This is a genomic window from Xanthomonas sp. AM6, from assembly GCF_025665335.1.
In the GTDB taxonomy this organism is placed as follows: Bacteria; Pseudomonadota; Gammaproteobacteria; order Xanthomonadales; family Xanthomonadaceae; genus Xanthomonas_A.
Map to the genome: position 1 here is coordinate 1,584,242 of NZ_CP106869.1, position 19,100 is coordinate 1,603,341.

The 19,100-nt window shown below is 70.3% G+C and carries 18 protein-coding genes; 3 read left to right on the forward strand and 15 right to left on the reverse strand.

The window, feature by feature from the left end; all coding sequences use genetic code 11:
* Positions 1-49 precede the first annotated feature (49 nt).
* Positions 50-1,540 carry a M20 family metallopeptidase gene (locus OCJ37_RS06530; protein ID WP_263112863.1) on the reverse strand — a complete coding sequence of 497 codons (1,491 nt, stop codon included), beginning with the start codon at positions 1,538-1,540 and terminating at the stop codon, positions 50-52.
* A gap of 130 nt (positions 1,541-1,670) precedes the next feature.
* Between OCJ37_RS06530 and OCJ37_RS06535 the strand changes: the two genes are divergently transcribed.
* From OCJ37_RS06535 to OCJ37_RS06545, 3 genes are all read left to right on the forward strand, one after another.
* On the forward strand, positions 1,671-2,078 hold the full coding sequence (locus OCJ37_RS06535; RefSeq protein WP_263112864.1) for a ComEA family DNA-binding protein: 408 nt from the start codon (positions 1,671-1,673) through the stop codon (positions 2,076-2,078).
* Positions 2,079-2,624: 546 nt separating this feature from the next.
* Positions 2,625-3,236 carry a HutD/Ves family protein gene (locus tag OCJ37_RS06540; RefSeq protein ID WP_263112865.1) on the forward strand — a complete coding sequence of 204 codons (612 nt, stop codon included), beginning with the start codon at positions 2,625-2,627 and terminating at the stop codon, positions 3,234-3,236.
* Positions 3,237-3,333: 97 nt separating this feature from the next.
* Positions 3,334-4,065, forward strand: a complete 732-nt coding sequence (locus tag OCJ37_RS06545) for a response regulator transcription factor (protein ID WP_317633227.1) — start codon at positions 3,334-3,336, stop codon at positions 4,063-4,065.
* Positions 4,066-4,507: 442 nt separating this feature from the next.
* Here OCJ37_RS06545 and OCJ37_RS06550 read toward each other — a convergent pair whose 3' ends face one another.
* The 14 genes from OCJ37_RS06550 to OCJ37_RS06615 all read right to left on the reverse strand — a co-directional run bounded on the left by OCJ37_RS06550 (position 4,508) and on the right by OCJ37_RS06615 (position 19,014).
* Positions 4,508-6,139, reverse strand: a complete 1,632-nt coding sequence (locus OCJ37_RS06550) for a sulfite reductase subunit alpha (protein WP_263112867.1) — start codon at positions 6,137-6,139, stop codon at positions 4,508-4,510.
* Positions 6,136-7,125 carry an FAD:protein FMN transferase gene (locus OCJ37_RS06555; protein ID WP_263112868.1) on the reverse strand — a complete coding sequence of 330 codons (990 nt, stop codon included), beginning with the start codon at positions 7,123-7,125 and terminating at the stop codon, positions 6,136-6,138. Before OCJ37_RS06555 ends, OCJ37_RS06550 begins: the two co-directional genes overlap by 4 nt.
* Positions 7,126-7,186: 61 nt before the next feature.
* Positions 7,187-7,993, reverse strand: a complete 807-nt coding sequence (locus OCJ37_RS06560; protein WP_263112869.1) for a DUF4198 domain-containing protein — start codon at positions 7,991-7,993, stop codon at positions 7,187-7,189.
* 33 nt (positions 7,994-8,026) lie between these two features.
* The gene (locus OCJ37_RS06565; protein ID WP_263112870.1) at positions 8,027-8,539 is read right to left on the reverse strand and encodes a DUF2271 domain-containing protein; all 513 of its coding nucleotides are present in this window, start codon (positions 8,537-8,539) and stop codon (positions 8,027-8,029) included.
* Between the two features lie 52 nt (positions 8,540-8,591).
* Positions 8,592-9,233 (reverse strand): PepSY-associated TM helix domain-containing protein, encoded by a 642-nt coding sequence (locus OCJ37_RS06570; RefSeq protein ID WP_263112871.1) that lies wholly within the window; start codon positions 9,231-9,233, stop codon positions 8,592-8,594.
* A gap of 150 nt (positions 9,234-9,383) precedes the next feature.
* Complete coding sequence (locus OCJ37_RS06575) at positions 9,384-10,076, reverse strand: Fe2+-dependent dioxygenase (RefSeq protein WP_263112872.1); 693 nt, start codon at positions 10,074-10,076, stop codon at positions 9,384-9,386.
* 65 nt (positions 10,077-10,141) lie between these two features.
* A complete protein-coding gene (locus OCJ37_RS06580; RefSeq protein WP_263112873.1) occupies positions 10,142-12,448 on the reverse strand; it encodes a catecholate siderophore receptor Fiu in 2,307 nt (768 codons plus the stop codon).
* Between the two features lie 290 nt (positions 12,449-12,738).
* Positions 12,739-13,071 carry a non-heme iron oxygenase ferredoxin subunit gene (locus OCJ37_RS06585; RefSeq protein ID WP_263112874.1) on the reverse strand — a complete coding sequence of 111 codons (333 nt, stop codon included), beginning with the start codon at positions 13,069-13,071 and terminating at the stop codon, positions 12,739-12,741.
* A complete protein-coding gene (locus OCJ37_RS06590) occupies positions 13,068-13,604 on the reverse strand; it encodes a GNAT family N-acetyltransferase (RefSeq protein WP_263112875.1) in 537 nt (178 codons plus the stop codon). The genes OCJ37_RS06585 and OCJ37_RS06590 overlap by 4 nt, the downstream gene beginning before the upstream one ends.
* Positions 13,605-13,706: 102 nt before the next feature.
* Positions 13,707-14,960, reverse strand: a complete 1,254-nt coding sequence (locus tag OCJ37_RS06595; protein ID WP_263112876.1) for a cysteine desulfurase — start codon at positions 14,958-14,960, stop codon at positions 13,707-13,709.
* Positions 14,957-16,219 (reverse strand): Fe-S cluster assembly protein SufD, encoded by a 1,263-nt coding sequence (gene sufD, locus OCJ37_RS06600; protein ID WP_263112877.1) that lies wholly within the window; start codon positions 16,217-16,219, stop codon positions 14,957-14,959. The genes OCJ37_RS06595 and sufD overlap by 4 nt, the downstream gene beginning before the upstream one ends.
* Positions 16,216-16,983: a Fe-S cluster assembly ATPase SufC gene (gene sufC / locus OCJ37_RS06605; protein WP_263112878.1), complete on the reverse strand. Its 768-nt coding sequence runs from the start codon at positions 16,981-16,983 to the stop codon at positions 16,216-16,218. The genes sufD and sufC overlap by 4 nt, the downstream gene beginning before the upstream one ends.
* 113 nt (positions 16,984-17,096) lie before the next feature.
* Positions 17,097-18,539, reverse strand: a complete 1,443-nt coding sequence (gene sufB, locus OCJ37_RS06610; protein WP_263112879.1) for a Fe-S cluster assembly protein SufB — start codon at positions 18,537-18,539, stop codon at positions 17,097-17,099.
* A 16-nt stretch (positions 18,540-18,555) separates the two neighbouring features.
* Positions 18,556-19,014, reverse strand: a complete 459-nt coding sequence (locus OCJ37_RS06615) for an SUF system Fe-S cluster assembly regulator (protein WP_263112880.1) — start codon at positions 19,012-19,014, stop codon at positions 18,556-18,558.
* Positions 19,015-19,100 lie beyond the last annotated feature (86 nt).

Below are 19,100 nucleotides of genomic sequence, written 5' to 3' on the forward strand. Positions count from 1 at the left end.
CGGCGACGGCGCGAGGTCGCGGCCGCCGTCGCCGGCGGCCGCCACGCGCTCAGCAGCAGCCGTGCGCGCCGTGCTGCTCGCCGCCGGCCACCGCGGCGCTGCCGGTGGTCTCGCCGCGCACGCTGGCCGCGTGGTGTTCGGCGATCACCTTCGCCACGCAGGCGGTGACCCGCTTGCCCATCGGGATGTGCAGGAACTCGTTCGGGCCGTGCGCATTGGAATGCGGGCCGAGCACGCCGGTGATCATGAACTGCGCGCCGGGGAACTTCTCGCCGAGCATGCCCATGAACGGGATCGAGCCGCCTTCGCCCATGTACATCGCCGGCTTGCCGAACGCCGCCTGCGAGGCGGCCTCGATCGCTTCGGTCAGCCATGGCGACTGCGCCGGCGCGTTCCATCCCGAGGACGACTTCTCCAGCGCCAGCGACACGTCGGCGCCGTACGGCGGATCGCGCAGCAGCACGTCCTTCAGCAGCTCGCCGGCGCGCTTGCCGTCCAGCGTCGGCGGCAGCCGCAGCGACAGCTTCACCGCGGTCTGCGGGCGCAGCACGTTGCCGGCCGAGGCCAGCGGCGGCAGGCCGTCGGCGCCGGTCACCGACAGGGCCGGGCGCCAGGTGCGGTTGAGCACCAGCTCGCTCAGGTCCTCGTGCATCGGGCGCATCCCGGGCAGGAACGGGAACTTGCTGTAGACCTCGTCGCCCAGCACCTCGGCCACCTTGCGCGCCTGCGCCAGGCGCTCCTCGGGAATCTCCGCGTACAGGCCCTCGACCTTGATCTTGCCGGTGGCCTCGTCCTCCAGCCGCGACAGCAGCTCGCGCAGCACGCGGAAGCTGGACGGGACCACGCCGGACGCGTCGCCCGAATGCACGCCTTCGCTGAGCACCTTGACGCTGAAGTTGCCGCCGGCCAGGCCGCGCAGCGAGGTGGTGCACCACAGCTGCTCGTAGTTGCCGCAGCCCGAATCCAGGCACACCACCAGCGACGGCTTGCCGATGCGTTCGGCCAGGTGGTCGACGTAGGCGGGCAGGTCGTAGCTGCCCGATTCCTCGCACGCCTCGATCAGGATCACGCAGCGCGCGTGCGCGACGCCCTGGTCCTGCAGCGCCAGGATCGCGGCCAGCGAACCGAACAGCGCGTAGCCGTCGTCGGCGCCGCCGCGGCCGTACAGGCGGTCGCCCTTGAGCACCGGGGTCCACGGGCCCAGGTCGGCGTCCCAGCCGGTCATCTCCGGCTGCTTGTCCAGGTGCCCGTACAGCAGCACCGTGTCCGCGCCGGTCTCGGCGCCGGTGGCCGGCACCTCCAGGTAGATCAGCGGCGTGCGCCCTTCCAGCTGCACCACCTCGACCTGCAGGCCGGGGATCGCCTGCGCGCGCGCCCAGCGCTCCATCAGCCGCACCGCATCGTCCATGTAGCCGTGCGCGACCCAATCGGCGTCGAACATCGGCGATTTGTTGGGGATGCGGATGTAATCGACCAGTTGCGGGACGATGTCGTCGTCCCACTTCTCGCTCAGGAAACGGTCGATCTTGGCACTGTCCATCAAGGAACTCCGAATGTCGCAAAAGAGATGGCGGCCATTCTACGCCGCGGCCGCCGTGTAGGGTTTTTCCTACACGGGGACGCGCCGTTTACCTGCTGTTTGGGAAGGGCGTTGGCGATAGGCTGTACCCATGTGGCGAGCGATGCTTTCGACACCGGCAGGAGAGGCCGGTGACGTCCCCATCCAAGTCACAAGGAGTGTTGCCATGCAGTCTTTTATCGTGGTCCTGAAGTCTCTGGTCCTGGCGTTGCTGCTGACCGGTTCCGCGTTCGCCGCGGACAAGGTCAACGTCAACTCCGCTAGCGCAGCGGAAATCGACCGGGTGTTGCTGAACGTGGGTGCCTCCAAGGCACAGGCGATCGTCGACTACCGACAGGCACACGGACCCTTCAAAAGCGCCGAGGACCTGGCGCTGGTGAAGGGAATCGGACTCAAGACGGTCGAACGGAACCACGACCGGATCGAAGTGGGAGCCACGAAGGCGACCACGCCGACGGCGGCCAGGACGGCAGCCGCCAAGCCGGTGGAAAGGCGTTAAAGGGATTTGAGAGCTAAACGGAGTTACGGCAGTAAAGGGATTTAAAGGGAAAAGATACGGCTGGCGCAGGATGCGCGGTCGCGACCTCGCTGAGCAGGACGCGCAGGGGGGAGGCAGGAAGCCGACAAGGACGTACATCGTCGCCCGGTGTTGCACAGTGACGTGCAGCCGGGCGACGTTTTTTGTGGGCGACGGTTTTGTGCGCAGCCGGGCGGCGCTCCCGGTTGGTGCCTTCGCGCACAGCCATCTGGTGCGATCGCGCCGTTCCGGGGTGCCTCCACCGGCGCTGGTTGCGCAAGGTTAGCGGAGAGCGCGCCCGCCACTGGCGTCGGCCCGAAATCGCCAAGGCCGGGCGCGATTCCCGGTCCGCCAACCGCGGCATGCGCTGCCGCGGCTGCAGATGGCGTTGGCGTTCGGCCTCTCGCCTTGGACGCGGTCCCGCGTCGATACGACCCAAGCGGTACGGCGGCCCATCGCCCAAGCCGGAACGGCGCGGCGCTGTCATGCCGCTGCGTCCGGCCTGCCGCGATCGGGCAGAATGCGCCGATGGACTGGTGCACGCTTCCTTCGCGGGTGATCCCCGCCAACGACTACCGCCGCGAGCGCTGGCGCAACGGACTGGGCTGGACCCGCGAGATCCTGCGCCTGCCGCAGCCCGACGGCGACGACTGGCTGCTGCGCCTGTCGATCGCCGAGATCGAGCAGGACGCGGCCTTTTCCAGCTTTCCCGGCATCGAGCGGGAACTGGTGCTGCTGCGCGGCGCCGGGCTGCGCCTGCGCTTCGACGACGGTGCCGTGCATCTGCTGGAGCCGCTGTACGCGCGGCTGCGCTTCGCCGGCGAACGCCTGCTGCGCGGCGAACTGCTCGACGGCCCCACCCACGACTTCAACCTGATGTGGCGCCGCGACCGCCTGCACACGCAGCTGCTGCACCGGCCGCTGGTCGGGCCGATGCTGTTCTTCGCCGAGCCGGGAATCAGTTGGGTCGTTCATCTTCTGGCAGGCCAGGCGCAGTTCGACGCGGACTGCGGATTGCCGCCGCTGGCCGCCGGCGACAGCGCCTGGTTGGCCGCCGGCGCCAGGCAGCGCTTCGCTTTGAGCGGCGGCGGCGAGCTGCTGGCGATCCGCATCGAGCCGCTGCCGGCGCCCGCCGACTGAGCCGCCGGCGGCGCGCGCGCGACGCTTGCAGCGTCGCCGCCGAGCGCGTCCAATGCGCGAACGCGGCTATCCCGGAGCCGTGGACCGGAACGAACAGGTGGCCTCGGACAACAGCAGGTGGTTGGCGAACGTATTGGTGGTGGACGACGACGCGGCCTTGCGCGACCGGATTCGCGATTATCTGGCCCGTTTCAACTTGCAGACGCACGATGCCGACAGCGGCGCGCAGCTGTATGCGCAGCTGGCGGCCGATCGCTACGACGCGGTGCTGCTCAATGCCGGTCTCGGCGGCGGCGAAGGGCTGACCCTGTGCCGGCAACTGCGCGACCGCGGCGGCATCGCGATCGTGATGATGGCCGACCAGGCCGAGCCGGTGGACCGGGTGATCGGCCTGGACCTGGGCGCGGACGACTACCTGAGCCGGCCGCTGGACCTGCGCGAACTGGTCGCGCGGCTCAACGCGGTGCTGCGCCGTACCCGCGCCGCGCAGGCGCCGCCGGCGCAGGACGGCGCCTGGCAGGTCGACGCCTACCGGCACCAGGCGGTGGCGCCGGATGGCCGCGCGATCCCGTTGTCGCCCAGCGAACTGCGGCTGATGGCGGTGTTCCTCGAGCAGCCTGGCAACGTGCTCAGCCGCGAGGACCTGCGCGCGGCGATCGGCGACGGCGACGGCAGCGTTCCCCAGGGCGGACGCGGCATCGACCTGCAGGTGTCGCGGCTGCGGCAGAAGCTGGGCGACGACCCGCTGGTGCCGCAGTGGATCCGCACCGTGCGCGGCAAGGGCTACCTGTTCGAACCGCACCGGCTGGGCATGCCCGCCGCTCGCTGAGCCTGCGCCGTGCCGCACGCTGGACAGGCGCGGATGGCGGGGGCGTTGGTTTGCGCGCGGGGTCTCGCTGCGGCTGCGGTCGATCCGCTACCGCTTGCGGCGCGTCGCTCATGGCTGGGCTGGTGGTCGGGCGCGCCCGACATGGCACCGATCGCCCCAGGCACGCGCCCGCACGTCTCCGCAAACCGATGTCTCGCATCGCGCCGCCGCATTGGCCGCAGCTGCAGTGGGATTTGGATCGCGCGTTTCAGTGTTGATGCAAAGCTGATAGCCGACTGACAAACCCCGTCCCCACATCGCCTGCGTCGGGGCGCCGCGTCGGCGTCGCCGGTACCGGATTTTGTGGCACCGCTCGCGACCGGTAGCGAACGCTGCTTGCCGCGTCGCGCGGTGCGTGCGAATGCCGGGGCCGCACGCAAGCGCTGCGTGTCGCTGCCGCGGCTCAGTACACGTCGCGCCGATAGCGCCCTTCCAGCAGCAGGGTTTCCTTGCCCAGCCGACCCAGCACCTCCTCGAGCACCGCGTCCACGCCCGGGGCCATGCCGCGCAGGCTGCCGCAGACGTAGATCGCCGCGCCCTGCGCCACCCATTCGCGCAGGTCTGGCGCGGCCGCGCGCAGGGCGTCCTGCACGTAGCGGTGCGCGCCGGCGTCGCGCGAGAACACCGCGTCCAGCCGCTGCAGCGCGCCGTGCGCCAGCCACGCGCGCAGTTCCTCGCCGTAGTGGTCGTCGTGCGCGGCGTGGCGTTCGCCGTACAGCAGCCAGGTGCGGGTCGCGCCGGCGTCGATGCGTGCGCGCAGGTGCGCGCGCAGCCCGGCGATGCCGGTGCCGTTGCCGATCAGGATCAGCGGCCGCGCCGGATCGGCCGGCGGATGGAAGTTCGGGTTCGGGCGCAGCCGCAGGGCGATCTCGGCGCCGATCGGCGCTTCGTCGCACAGCCAGCCGCTGCCCAGGCCGGGCGTGCCGTCGGCGCGTAGCGCGCGGCGCAGCAGCAGGCGCAGCGCGCCGTCGCTGGGCAGCGACGCGATCGAGTATTCGCGGTGCGGCAACGGCTGCAGCTGCGCGGCCAGCGCCGCGGGCGCGGTGCCGGCGGCCTGCGCCGGATCCGGCAGGTGACTGCGCGCCAGCAGCGCGGCCAGCGTCGTCGGTGCCTGTCCGGGGCGTTGCAGCGTCGCCGTGCCCTCCATGCCGCTGGCCTGCAGCCAGGCCTGCACCGCGGCCGCGCCATGGCAGGGGCCGACTTCGGCCAGGTCGCCGGCCTGCCAGGCCGGAAGCGGGCCGTCCGCGGGCAGCAACGCCAGTTCGAACACCGCGCCGCCGACGCTGCCCGGATTGCACAGGCGCCGCTGCTGCAGGCGCCAGCGCTGGTAGGCCGGCGGGCTCCAGTCGGGTTGCTCGCTGCCGCCGGCGAGCTGCCCGAGCAGTTGCTGCCAGTGGCGCAGCGCGGCGTCGTCGGCGTTGTCCACGTCGATGCGGTCGAACAGCGGATGCGCGCCGTGCCGGCGCAACCAGGCATCGAGCCGGCGGCCGAACGCGCAGAACTGGTCGTAGCGGCGATCGCCCAGCGCCAGCACCGCGTAGCGCAGCTGCGGCAGGGCCTGCGGCTGCGCCATCGTCTTGCGCAGGAACGGCAGCGCGTGGTCGGGCGGGTCGCCTTCGCCGCTGGTGCTGACCACGAACAGCGCCTGGCTGGCGCCGGCCAGGTCGGCCGCGGCGACGTTGTGCAACGGCAGCAGCCGCACCGGCTGGCCGGCCGCGCGCAATGCCGCGGCGCTGCGCAGCGCCACCTGCTGGGCGAAGCCGGTCTGGCTGGCCCAGGCCAGCAGCAGCGGCGCGTCGGCCTGCCTGCCGCCGCCTCGCGCGCCGCGGCGGCCGCGCCACCACAGCCACAGGCAGGCCGCGGCGTAGGCGGCGGTCGCCGATGCCGCGCAGACGATGCGTTGCGGCGACGGCATGCCGCTCCACCATGGCTGCGGATGCAGCCGCAGCAGCGCATAGCCGATCGCGCCCAGCAGCGCGAACGTCGCCAGGTGCCCGGCGAGGTTCCAGTTGCGTTGCGAGCGGGGCCGGCTCATGCGTCGAGCAGGGCGGCGAAGGCGCCGCTGAGCCGCTCCTGCACGCGTTCGCCGTCGCGCAGCAGGAAGCGCGCCGCCAAGCCTTCGCGCTCGGCGCAGGCCAGGCCGGCGTCGGCGCCGAGCACGCTCAGCGCGGTGGCCCAGGCGTCGGCGCGCATCGCGTCGGCGGCGACCACGCTGACCGCCGCCAGCGTCGCCGCGATCGGCCTGCCGCTGCGCGGATCCAGGGTGTGGCTGTAGCGCTGGCCGTCCTGTTCGAAGCGGTGCCAGCGGTCGCCGGAGGTGGCGACCGCACGCCCGTCCAGCGCCAGCACCCGCGGCGGCGTCGCGGCCTGCGCGTCCTCGTCCGGCGCCGACTCGACCAGCACCCGCCACGGTTGCCCATCGGGCTTGCGGCCGTAGCCGTAGAGTTCGCCGCCGACCTCGACCAGCGCGCTGCTCACGCCCTGCGCCCACAGTGCGCGCACGGCCAGGTCCACGCCATAGCCCTTGGCGATCGCCGAAAAATCCAGGCGCAGGCCGCCGGGTTGGCGCAAGGCGCCGCCGGCCTCGTCCACTACCAGCTGCCGCCAGTCGCCGGCGGCGCGCGCCTGGCGCAGCGCCTCGGCGTCGGGCACGCGGCGGCTGCCGGCGCCGGCGCCGAAGCCCCACAGGCCCAACACCGCGCCGACGGTGGGATCGAACGCGCCGTCGCTGCGCCGGGCGACGTCCAGCGCGCACCGCAGCACCTCGGCGAAGGCCGCCGGCAGCGCATGCACGCTGCCGGCCGCGGCGCGGTTGTAGCGGCTGATGTCCGAGTCCGCTTCCCAGGTGCTCATCTGCGCGACCACCTTGTCCAGCTGCGCCTGGATCGCCGCGTGCAGCGGATGCAGGTCGCGGCGGCGGCGCAGCACCAGCTTCGCACTCCAGGTGGTGCCCATGCTCTGCCCGCCGAGCGTGGCGATCTCGGTGTCGGCGTCGGCCTGCATTGCGGACGGCGTGTTCATGCCGCCAGCGACCGCCGCGCGCGGCGGGTGCGGGCGGCGTCGTCCGCTGTACGCCAATGGCTCACTGCGGCAGCACTTCCAGCGTCGCCACGTAGCTGAGCCGGCGCTGCTTGGCCTGCGGCAGCGAGGTCTTGGCGTCCTCGCTGGTGCTCTGCAGCCAGTACATGCCCGCTTCCGGCCAGGTCACGCTGAAGCCGCCCTGCGCGTCGGTGGTGAGCTTCAGTTCGTCCTGCGCGTTGCGGTAGCGGGTGCCGCCGCGCACGATCTCCACCGTCAGTCCCGGCGCCGGCTTGCCGTCGATCTGCAGTTTGAAGCTGGCCTTCTCGCCGGCGAACAGGTCGTTGGGATGGGTCACCGGCACCAGTTCCAGGCCGCGGCCGCTGGGCTTGAGCGCGGTCTGGCTGGGCGCGCCGTTGGTGACGAAGGTCTCCACCCGGCCCAGCGACTGCGATACCTGCAGGTCCTTGGCGTCCTTGGGCACTTCGCTGGCGAAGCTGGCGGCGTTGCCGCGCCAGCGCTTGCGCTTGCCGTTCTCGTCCCAGTTGGCGAACAGGCCGTCGTTGACCAGGGCCAGGCGGTAGGTGCCGGTCTGCGCCAGTTCCAGGTCGAACACGCTGCGGTACTTGCCGGTGGCCGGGTTCTGCGGCTGCACCGCGCTGCCGTCGGGCGCGGTGATGGCCAGGGTGTCCAGGCGCAGCGGCACATGGTTGAAGTAGAACAGGTCGTTGGACACCGCCGCATCGACGGTGATCCACGGCCGCTCGCCGGCGAGCACGGTCTGCGAGGGTTGCAGCCAGGCCTTGTGGGCGAGGGCGGAGAACGGCAGGACCGCGGCGATGGCCAATGCCAGCACGAAAGAACGCTTCATGGACTTGCTCCTTGCGGGAAAGAGGGGGCGGAATTACGGCTTGGCGGTCAGGCGCACCGCGCCCAGTTCGCTGCTGCCCTGTGCGCTGCCGGTCTCGCCGGCCTTGGCCGGCCAGGCGAACGGGATCTTCAGCAGCTCGCGGCCGCCGACTTCGCGCGCGGCCTCGACCACCAGCGTGTACTGGCCCGGCGCCAGGCCCTTGAGCTGCTGCGCGTCGGTGAACGCCAGCGCGTGCTTGCCGGCCGGGCGGGTCGGGCCGCTGACGCCGTCCACCGGCATCTGCAGCGTGCGCCCGCTGCGCCGCCACCACTGGCGCAGGTCCGGCAGCCACTTGGTGCCGTGGCCTTCGGCGGTGTCCTTGGACTGGTACCAGACCGCCAGGTTGCGCGCGACCTGCTGGTCGGCGCCTTCCACCCAGATCGCGACGTAGGGGCGGTGGTATTCGGCGACGTTGAGCTTGGGGATCTCCACGTCCAGTTCCAGCGTGGCCGCATACGCGGGCATCGACAGCAGGCCGCTGAGGGCGATGGTCAGGGTGACGCGCATGCGAGGCTCCATGGTGGTGAAAGGCGTGGATCGGGAAAGTCGGTGGATCGGATCAGTGGATCAGCAGCAACGCGATCAGCAGCGGGATCAGCAGCCCCAGCCCGACCAGCGGCCAGGTCATGCGTCGCTGCCGCGCATGCAGCTGCAGCAGGAACAGGCCGGTGATGCAGAACACCAGGCAGGCCACCGCGAACAGGTCGATGAACCAGCCCCAGGCCGGGCCGGCGTTGCGGCCCTTGTGCAGGTCGTTGAAATAGGAGATCCAGCCGCGCTCGGTGCGTTCGTACTCGACCGCGCCGCTGCCGCGGTCGATGCTCAGCCAGGCGTCGCTGCCGGGGCCGGGCAGCGCCAGGTACACCTCCTCGGCCGACCATTCGGCCGGGCGCCGGCCCAGGCTCAGTTCCAGTTCGCGCTCCAGCCAGGCCGCCACCGGCCGCGGCAGCGGCGCATCGCCCTCGGCCTGGCCGCCGAGCCGCTGCAGCAGCGCCGGCGGCAGCTGCGCGGTGCGGTTGAGCACCTGCGGCTTGGCCTCGATGCGCGCGGCGTGGTTGAGGGTCAGCCCGGTGGCGGCGAACAGCAGCATGCCGATCAGGCACAGCGCCGAGCTGATCCAGTGCCACTGGTGCAGCGTGCGCAGCCAGAAGCCGCGGCGCTGCTGCGCCGTGGCCAGGTCGGGAGAGGAGGAGTCGGACAACGCGGCAGTCGAGTGGAGTGGGCGGGATGCATTCTACATAGATGAGAATTAGTCGCAATTGCGCGCAGCGGCCGCGGCCGCATGCGCCGCCCGGGAACCGTTCGGGCCGCCCCGTCAACGCAGCGGCGCGGCGCGCGTTGACCGCCGGCGTCAGGTTTCGGACCAGTCGCGCAACAGGTTGTGGTAGACGTTGCTCAGCCGCAGCAGTGCGGCGGCGTCGGCCTTGGCCGCGGTCAGCGCCTGGATCGAGGTGTCCAGTTCGAACAGCAGCTGCCGGCGGCTGGCGTCGCGCACCAGGCTCTGCACCCAGAAGAACGAGGCCAGCCGCGCGCCGCGGGTGACCGGCAGCACGCGGTGCAGGCTGCTGGACGGATACAGGATCAGGTCGCCGGCCGGCAGCTTCACCTCGTGCTCGCCGTAGGTGTCGCTGATGACCAGTTCGCCGCCGTCGTAGTCCTCCGGCGCGGACAGGAACAGGGTGCAGGACAGGTCGGTGCGCAGGGTCAGCGCCGGCTGCGTGGCGCTGGCGGGCAGGGTCATCACCGAGCCGTCGACGTGGAAGCCGTATTCGCCGCCGCCTTCGTAGCGGTTGAAGCGCGGCGGGACCGTGCGCAGCGGCAGCGCCGCGGCGAAATACAGCGGGCTGCGCGCCAGCGCGTTGAGCACCGCCTGGCCGAGTTCGTGCTTGAGCGGCGAGGCGTCGGGCAGTTGCAGGTTGCGCTTGACCTGCGCGCCCTGCGCGCCGACGGTCTCGCGGCCGTCGGTCCAGTCGGCGCCGGCTAGCGCCTGGCGGAAGCGCGCGACTTCGTCGGCGCTGAGGATATTGGGGACGTGCAGCAGCATGGGGCGCTCCGGCGGCGGCCGCCTTCCGGAAGGCGGCCGCCGCGCGTCGGTGGGCGAAGCCGCGGTCAGAACTTGATGTTGGCCGTCAGCATCGCCGAGCGCGGCGCGCCGGGCGTGTAGCGGAAGCCGCTCTTGTTGATGGCCGCGACGTAGTCCTTGTCGAACACGTTGTACACGTTCAGGCGCAGATCGAAGTGATCGTTGATCGGATAGGTCAGCACCGCGTCCCACACGGTATACGACTTGACGAACGCCGGCGTGCCGACCGCGCCGTCGGTGCCGCGCTTCATCTCGCCGGAGTAGCGCGCGCCGCCGCCAACGGTCAGGCCGAACGGCAGGGTGTAGGTGGTCCACGCGGTGAACGCGCTGTCCGGCGTGTAGGCCAGGTCCGTGCTGCCGTCCTGCGAGACCTTGGCGCCTTCGATCACCTGCGCGTCCAGCTTGGTGTAGCCGGTGGAGACCGCCCAGTTGTCGCTGAGCTTGCCGACCGCCGACAGCTCCACGCCCTTCACCCGCTTCTTGCCGGTCTGGTAGTAGAGCCCGTCGCTGCCCTGCGCGATTTCGTTGCTGACGTCGGTCTGGAACAGCGCCATGGTCACGAACAGGCCGTCGTCCAGGAAGTTCCACTTGGTGCCGATCTCGGCGGTCTTGGCCTTCTGCGGGTCGAAGCGCGGGTTGTTGGCGTTGTTGGCCGAGGCGCTCAGCTCCAGCGCGCTGCCGCCGGGAGGCTGCTGCGAGATCGCGTAGTTGGCGTACAGGCTGACGTTCTCGGCCGCCTTGTAGACCGCGCCGAGCTTCCAGCTGAACAGCGTGTCGGAAATGTCCGCGTCCACGCCGACCGCGGTAGTGCAGGGCACCGCGGTGGAGGTGGCGGTGGTGCAGGTCAGGCTGTTGAAGTCGGTCTTGTAATGGTCCGCGCGCACCCCGGCGGTGACCAGGAAGCTGTCGCCGAACTTCAGCGTGTCGAAGGCGTAGGCCGAGAACGTGGTGGTGGTGCCCTTGCTGTGCGCGCCGTTGCGCGCGGTGGCCAGTGGCGTGGTGTTCCAGTCCGGGGCGTAGACGTTGGCCGGGTTGGCGGCCAGCCACGCGGTACGGTCGACGATGTTGTGGCCCCAGCTCTCCAGTTCCTCGCGCGTGGCTTCCACGCCGGTGCTGAGGTTGTGCTGCACCGCGCCGGTGGCGAAGTCCACGCGCAGGTTCAGCTGGTCGGTGACGATGGTGTACTGCTGGTCCTTGAAGGTGGGCAGGCTGCGCGCCACGGTCCAGGTCGAGGTGTCGGCGGGGTTGGGCGTGCGCAGGTTGGCGGTGTTGGGCATGAACGCGAACAGCAGGTAGTCCTGTTCGTTGCGGCCCCAGCGCGCAGTGTTGGTCAGCTTGACCGTGTCGGAGAAGTCGTGCTCGAAGCGGAAGGTCGCCATCTTCGCGGTCACGTCGTCGTGGTCGTAGCGGGTGCCGTAGAAGTTCTCGCGGTCCACGCGCGGGGCGGCGGACAGCCACGGACGCGCGGGATCGGGCGAGGAGTAGCCGGGCAGGCCGATGGTCGGCACGCCGCCGTCGGGCACGTTGTCCTGCTTCACGTACAGCAGGTCGAGGAAGTAGCGGGTGTCGCTGCCCAGGCCGAACGCCAGCGACGTGGCCAGGCCCCAGCGCTTGTTGTTGACGTGGTCGCGGCCGATCGCGTCGCTGTCCTGGCCCATCACGTTGACCCGCAACGCGCTGCTGGCGCCCAGGGTCTGGTTCCAGTCGGCAGTCACGCGCCGCTGGTCGTCGCTGCCGCCGGACAGCGCGCCGCTGACCGCGTCGGTCAGGGTCGCTTCCTTGCTCACCAGGTTGATCGCGCCGGTCGGCGCGCTGCGGCCGTTGTCGGTGCCGGCCGGGCCCTTGGCGACTTCGATCTGCTCGATGTTGAACACGTCGCGCGAGATCGAGCCCAGGTCGCGCACGCCGTCGACGAAGATGCTGCTGGAGCTGTCGAAGCCGCGCATGTAGATCGCATCGCCGGTGGTGGTGTTGCCGTTCTCGCCGACGTAGAAGGTGCCCACGCCGGGGCTGTTGCGCAGCGCCTCGGTCAGCGTGGTGGCGCCCTGCTCGTTGAACAGGTCCTTGCTGATCACGTTGATCGTCTGCGGGGTGTCGATCAGCGGCTGGGTGAACTTGGGCGAGGCCGGCGCCTCCACCAGGTAGCGCTTGGCGCGCTGCACTTCGACGTCGACCTTGTCGAGGGTGGTGGGCTGGTCGGCGGCCGCGGCATCGGCGGCGAGCGTGGGCGGGGACAGCAGGCTCAGGCCGCTCAGCAGCGCGGCGGCGGTGAGGGTCTGGGCGGACACCTGGCGGGAAACGGCGTGCTTGCGGCTCTTGATCGGGAAGGTCATGGACGGTTCGGCTATGCAGGATGAAAGGGCGGTCCGCAGCGCACGCAGCCGCGCCCCGGAGGGCAGGCCGTACGCAGGATCGGGGGTGGCCAGAGGGCTGGCTGCCGCTGGCCGCTTGACGCGGACATCCGGTCTATTTCCGCGCAAATGCGAATTGTTTGCAATACCTTTCGTGGTATTGCGACGCATGGCGGCACGTGCCGGCATCGCCGGCAACTGCCGCGCGGGGCTTTCCGCCGTTCATAACGCGCTGAAAAGAAAGGAGATTGTGTCGCCTGGCGCGCGCCCGGTCAGTCGCGGTCGTCGCGGGTCCAGATCCCGCCGTGCTCGGACTTCACCGGGAACTTGGGCACCGGACTGTAGGCCGGTGCGCACAGCGGGCGGCCGTCGCGCACGTCGAAGCGAGCACCGTGCAGCACGCATTCGATGCTGCCTTCGGCGGCATCGAAGCTGCCGGGGGACAGCTCGTAGTCCTCGTGGCTGCAGCGGTCCTCCAGCGCGTAGTAGGCGCCGTCGAAGTTGAACACCACGATCGGCGTGGCGGTGACCTCGTCCCAGACCGTGGCGGTCTCGCCCGGCAGCAGCGCGCCGTCGGCGCAGACGAAGGTCCAGGTCTCGCTCATGCGGCGCTGCCCAGCGGTTTCTCCAGTACCTCGAAGCGCAGGTCGTCGCGCTTGGGCGCGCCGAAGCGTTCGTCGCCGTAGGGGAAGGGCTTCTTGATCCCGGTGCGGCGGTAGCCGCGGCGCTCGTAGAACGCGATCAGCTCCTCGCGCACGTCGATCACCGTCATCTGCATCGCCGGCAACCGCCATTCCTGCCAGGCGATGCGCTCGGCCTCGGCCAGCACGGTCTTGCCCAGGCCGCCGCCCTGCGCCTGCGGCTGCACCGAGAACATGCCGAAATAGCCGGTGCCGCCATCGTCGGCGACGTGCGCGCAGGCGATCAGTTCGCCGTCGCGCTCGGCCAGCAGCACCACGCTGCGCGGGCGCAGGATGTCGGCGCGCAACACCTCGCGGTCGATGCGGTTGCCGTCGAGCAGATCGGCCTCGGTGGTCCAGCCGACGCGGCTGCTGTCCCCACGGTAGGCCGAGGTGACCAGCGCCGCGATGGCCTCGATGTCGGCGACGGTGGCGGTGCGGAAGGTGAGGGTGTGCATGGGGCGATTTTAAGCCTGGCGGCCGGGATTCGGGAGTGGGGATTCGGGATTGGCCAAGGCGGCGCTTTTTTACCAATCCCGAATCCCCAATCCCCGCTCCAATCAGCCGAGCAGCTTACGTACCTTCAGCAACGCCGCCACGAAGCGCTCGATCTCGGCATGCGTGTTGTAGAACGCCAGCGAGGCGCGGCAGGTGGCGGCGACGCCGTAGAACTGCAGCAGCGGGTGCGCGCAGTGCTGGCCCGAGCGCACCGCCACGCCTTCCAGGTCGAGCAGGGTGGCCAGGTCGTGCGCGTGTGCGCCCTCGACCAGGAACGACACCACCGCCGCCTTGCCCGGCGCGGTGCCGAAGATGCGCAGCCCGTCGATCTTGCGCAGTTCCTCGGTGAAGTGCGCCAGCAGTTCGGCCTCGCGCGCTTCCACGTGTTCCAGGCCCAGCGCGCTCAGGTAGTCCACCGCCGCGCCCAGGCCGACGAAGCCGGCGATGTTCGGCGTGCCGGCCTCGAACTTGTGCGGCGGCTCGTTGAACACGGTGCCGTCGAAGCTGACTTCCTTGATCATCTCGCCGCCGCCGATGAACGGCGGCATCGCCTGCAGGTGTTCGCGCCGCGCCCACAGCGCGCCGGTGCCGGTGGGGCCGCACATCTTGTGCCCGGTGATGGCGTAGAAGTCGCAGCCGATCGCGGCCACGTCCAGGGCGCGGTGCGGCGCGGCCTGCGAGCCGTCGATGACGCTGACGATGCCGCGCTTGCGCGCCTCGCGGCAGATCTCGCGCACCGGATTGACCGTGCCCAGCACGTTGGAGACGTGGGTCAGCGCCAGCAGCTTCACGTCCGCGGTCATCGCCTTGCGCAGCGCGTCCAGGTCCAGCGCGCCGTCGGCGGTGATCTCTGCGACCTTGATGGTGGCGCCGGTGCGCTGCGCGACCAGCTGCCACGGCACGATGTTGGCGTGGTGCTCCATCCGCGACACCAGGATGCTGTCGCCGGCCTTGAGCCGCGGCAGCGCCCACGAATAGGCCACCAGGTTCAGCGCGAAGGTGGTGCCGCTGCACAGCACCAGTTCATCGGCGCGCACGTTGAGGAAGCGCGCCAGTTTGGCCCGGGCGCCTTCGTAGGCGTCGGTGGCCTCGGTGCCGAGCGCGTGCACCGCGCGGCTGACGTTGGCGTTGTAGCGCCGGTAGAACTCGTCCAGCGCCGCGATCACCTGCAGCGGCTTCTGCCCGGTGTTGGCGTTGTCGAAATAGATCAGCGGCTTGCTGTGCACCTGCCGCATCAGCAGCGGGAAATCGCTGCGGATCTTGTCCCAGTCCGGCGCCTGCGCCGGCGCCGCCTCATGCGTGGCCACGCTGCTCATGCCACGCCCGCGGCGGCCAGCGCCTGGTCCAGGCGCGTGACCAGGAACTCGGCCAGCGGCGCATCCAGCACGCGCAGCGGTTCGCGGCAGAACGCGGCGGTCAGCAACTGCTGCGCGCGTTCGCGCGGCAGCCCGCGCGAGCGCAGGTAGAACAGCGCGTTGGCGTCGAGCTGGCCGACGGTGGCGCCGTGCGCGGCCTTGACCTCGTCGGCGTCGATCACCAGCACCGGCTGGGTGTCGATCTCGGCATCGGCGGACAGCAGCAGGTTCTTGTTGGACAGGTTGGCGTCGCTGCCGTCGGCGCCGGCGCGGATGTGGATGCCGCCATGGAACACGACCCGGCTGCGCGCCGCGGCAACGCCGCGCCACAGCAGCTCGCAGGCGGTGTCGCGGGCGATGTGCTCGATGCCCAGGCGGGTGTCGATCTGGCGGCGGCCGTTGCCCAGCAGTACGCCGTTGGCGATGAGCCGCGCGCTGTCGCCTTCCAGGCGCACGTTGAGCTCGTGCCGCGACAGCGCGCCGCCCAGTTCCAGGTCGATGCGCCGGTACTGCGCGTCGCGCGCCAGCACCGCGTCGGTGCGCAGCAGCGCGGTGACGCCGGCCGCGTCGGCCTGCACCCGCGCGTGCGCCAGCTGCGCGCCGGCAGCCAGGTGCACGTGCGCCAGGGTGTTGCTCAGGTGCGCGGCGTCGCCGGCGTGCAGGTGATGCTCGACCAGCGACAGCGACGCGTCCTGGCGCAGTTCGATCAGATGGCGGTGGTGCCAGGCGTGGTCGCCGGCGCCGGCGGTGGACACGAACACCAGGTGCAGCGGCACCGCGACCTGCACGCCGGCGTCCACGCGCAGCACGCTGCCTTCGTCGGCCAGCGCCGCGTTGAGTTGCGCGAACACCTCGTCGCTGCGCTCGAAGCGGCGGCCGAGGAAGCGCATCGCGTCGTCGCCGCTGCGCAGGATCGCGGACAGGCGTTGCAGTTCGACCCCGGCGGGCAGGCCGGCCAGGTCGGACAGCGCGTCGCTGGCGCGGCCGTTGACGAACACCAGCCGCGGCGCGGGAATGCCGTCGACGATGGCCGCATCCACCGCTGGCGCCGCGTCCGGCGCGGGGCTGAAGCTGCGCCGCTCCAGCGCGCGCAGCGAGGTGTACTTCCACGCCTCGCTGCGCGGGCCGGGCAGGCCTTCGCGCAGCGCCTGTTCCAGCGGCGCGCGGCGTGCGCCGTCGCCACGGAAGGCGGCGGCCAGGGAGTCGAGCAGGGCGCTCATCGGACCGTCGCCTCCGGCGCCACGCGGTCCTTCAACCAGGCGTAGCCGTGCGCTTCCAGCTCCAGCGCCAGTTCCGGGCCGCCGCTCTGCACGATGCGGCCGTCGGCCAGCACGTGCACCACGTCCGGCTTGATGTAGTCGAGCAGGCGCTGGTAGTGGGTGATGACCAGGAACGCGCGCTCGGGCGAGCGCAGCGCATTGACGCCCTCGGCGACGGTCTTCAGCGCGTCGATGTCCAGGCCGCTGTCGGTCTCGTCGAGGATCGCCAGCTTCGGCTCCAGCACCGCCAGCTGGAAGATCTCGTTGCGCTTCTTCTCGCCGCCGGAGAAGCCCTCGTTGACGCCGCGGTGCAGCAGCTCGTCCTTCAGGTGCAGCACGGCCAGCTTCTGCCGCACCAGCTTCAGGAACTGCATCGAATCCAGTTCGGCCTCGCCGCGCGCCTTGCGCTGCGCGTTGAGCGCGGCGCGCAGGAAATAGGTGTTGTTCACGCCGGGGATTTCCACCGGGTACTGGAAGGCCAGGAACACGCCGGCGGCGGCGCGCTCCTCCGGCTCCAGCTCGAGCAGGTCGCGATCCTCGAAGCGCACGCTGCCTGCACTCACCTCGTAGCCGTCGCGGCCGGCGAGGATGTTGCCCAGGGTGGACTTGCCGGCGCCGTTCGGGCCCATGATGGCGTGCACTTCGCCGGGTTTCACCTGCAGCGACAGCCCCTTGAGGATGTCCTTGCCGGCGACGGAAGCGTGGAGGTTTTCGATAGTGAGCATGGGAATTGGGGATCGAGAATGGGGGATAGGTAAAAGCAAGTGCCGCAGTGCGGAAGAATCGGGAAGAGAACCGATTCCCGATTCTCCATTCCCGATTCCCCGCTCGGTGGGCGTCAGCCGACGCTGCCTTCCAGCGACACTTCCAGCAGCTTCTTGGCCTCGACCGCGAACTCCATCGGCAGTTCGCGGAACACCTGCTTGCAGAAGCCGTCGACGATCATCGACACCGCGTTTTCCTGGTCGATGCCGCGGGCGCGGCAGTAGAACAGCTGGTCGTCGCTGATCTTGGAGGTGGTGGCCTCGTGCTCGACCGTGGCGGTGGGGTGCTTGACCTCGATGTACGGGAAGGTGTGCGCGCCGCACTGCTTGCCGATCAGCAGCGAATCGCACTGGGTGTAGTTGCGCGCGCCCTCGGCGCTGCGCTCCACCTTGACCAGGCCGCGGTAGGTGTTCTGCCCGCGGCCGGCGCTGATGCCCTTGCTGACGATCTTGCTCTTGGTGCGCTTGCCGATGTGGATCATCTTGGTGCCGGTGTCGGCCTGCTGGCGGTGGTGGGTCAGCGCCACCGAGTGGAACTCGCCGACCGAGTCGTCGCCGATCAACACGCACGAGGGGTACTTCCAGGTGATCGCCGAGCCGGTCTCGACCTGGGTCCAGGTGATCTTGCTGCGCGCGCCGCGGCATTCGCCGCGCTTGGTCACGAAGTTGTAGATGCCGCCGACGCCGTTCTCGTCGCCCGGGTACCAGTTCTGCACGGTCGAATACTTGATCTCCGCGTCTTCCAGCGCGACCAGTTCGACCACCGCCGCATGCAACTGGTTCTCGTCGCGCATCGGCGCGGTGCAGCCTTCCAGGTAGGACACGTAGGCCTTGTCCTCGCACACGATCAAGGTGCGCTCGAACTGGCCGGTGTGGCCGGCGTTGATGCGGAAATAGGTGCTCAGTTCCATCGGGCAGCGCACGCCCTTGGGAATGAACACGAAGCTGCCGTCGGAGAACACCGCCGAATTGAGCGCGGCGAAGTAGTTGTCGCCGACCGGCACCACGCTGCCCAGGTACTGCTTGACGATCTCCGGATGCTCCTTGATCGCCTCGGACATCGAGCAGAAGATCACGCCCTTCTCGGCCAGTTCCTTGCGGAAGGTGGTGCCGACCGAGACCGAGTCGAACACCGCGTCCACCGCCACGCCGGCCAGCTTGGCGCGCTCGTGCAGCGGCACGCCGAGCTTGTCGTAGGTATCCAGCAGCTCCTGCGGGACCTCGTCCAGCGAGGCGTACTTGGGGCCCTTCGGCGCGGAGTAGTAGCTCAGCGCCTGGAAATCGATCGGCGCGATGTTGAGCTTGGCCCAGTGCGGCATCGGCATCTTCAGCCAGTGCCGATAGGCGGCCAGGCGCCATTCGGTCATCCACTCCGGCTCGTCCTTCTTCACGGACAGGGCGCGCACGACGTCTTCGTTCAAGCCGGGCAGGAACGAATCGGATTCGATGTCGGTGATGAAGCCGGCGTCGTAGCGACGTCCCAGCCGTTCCAGGATTTCAGCGTTTTCGGTGGCCATGGGGGCTGCCTACAGGTCAGGTGGTCGCGAAACGCACGGCGATCGGGCGCCGTTTGGTTTCGCCGGAAGAGGGAAGCGGGTGCAGCATCTGCGCCAGGGTCACGCCGCGCAGCGCGTCGGCGACCACGTCGTTGATCAGCCGCCAGTTGGAGCGCACCCCGCATTTCTGCGCGATGCTGCACTGGCTTTCCTGGTGGCTGCATTCGGTGATCGCCAGCGGGCCTTCCATCGCCTCGACGATCTGGATCAGGGTGATGGCATCGGCCGGCCGCGCCAGCCGGTAACCGCCGTGCACGCCGCGCAGGCCTTCGACCAGTCCGGCCTGGGCCAGCGGCTTGAGCAGCTTGCTGACGGTGGGCGGCTCCAGCCCGGACTGCTCGGCCAGCTCGGTCGCGCTCAGCACCTCGCCGGGACGTGCGGCAAGCACGGTCAGCACGACGGTGGCGTAATCGGTCAACTTGGTGACGCGGAGCATGGGGAAAACGGCCGGATTTCAATGCGGACCGAAATTGTACGCTTTTGCGGCGCCGGCGTCCAAGCCGTGCGTTCATGTTTCCCTGG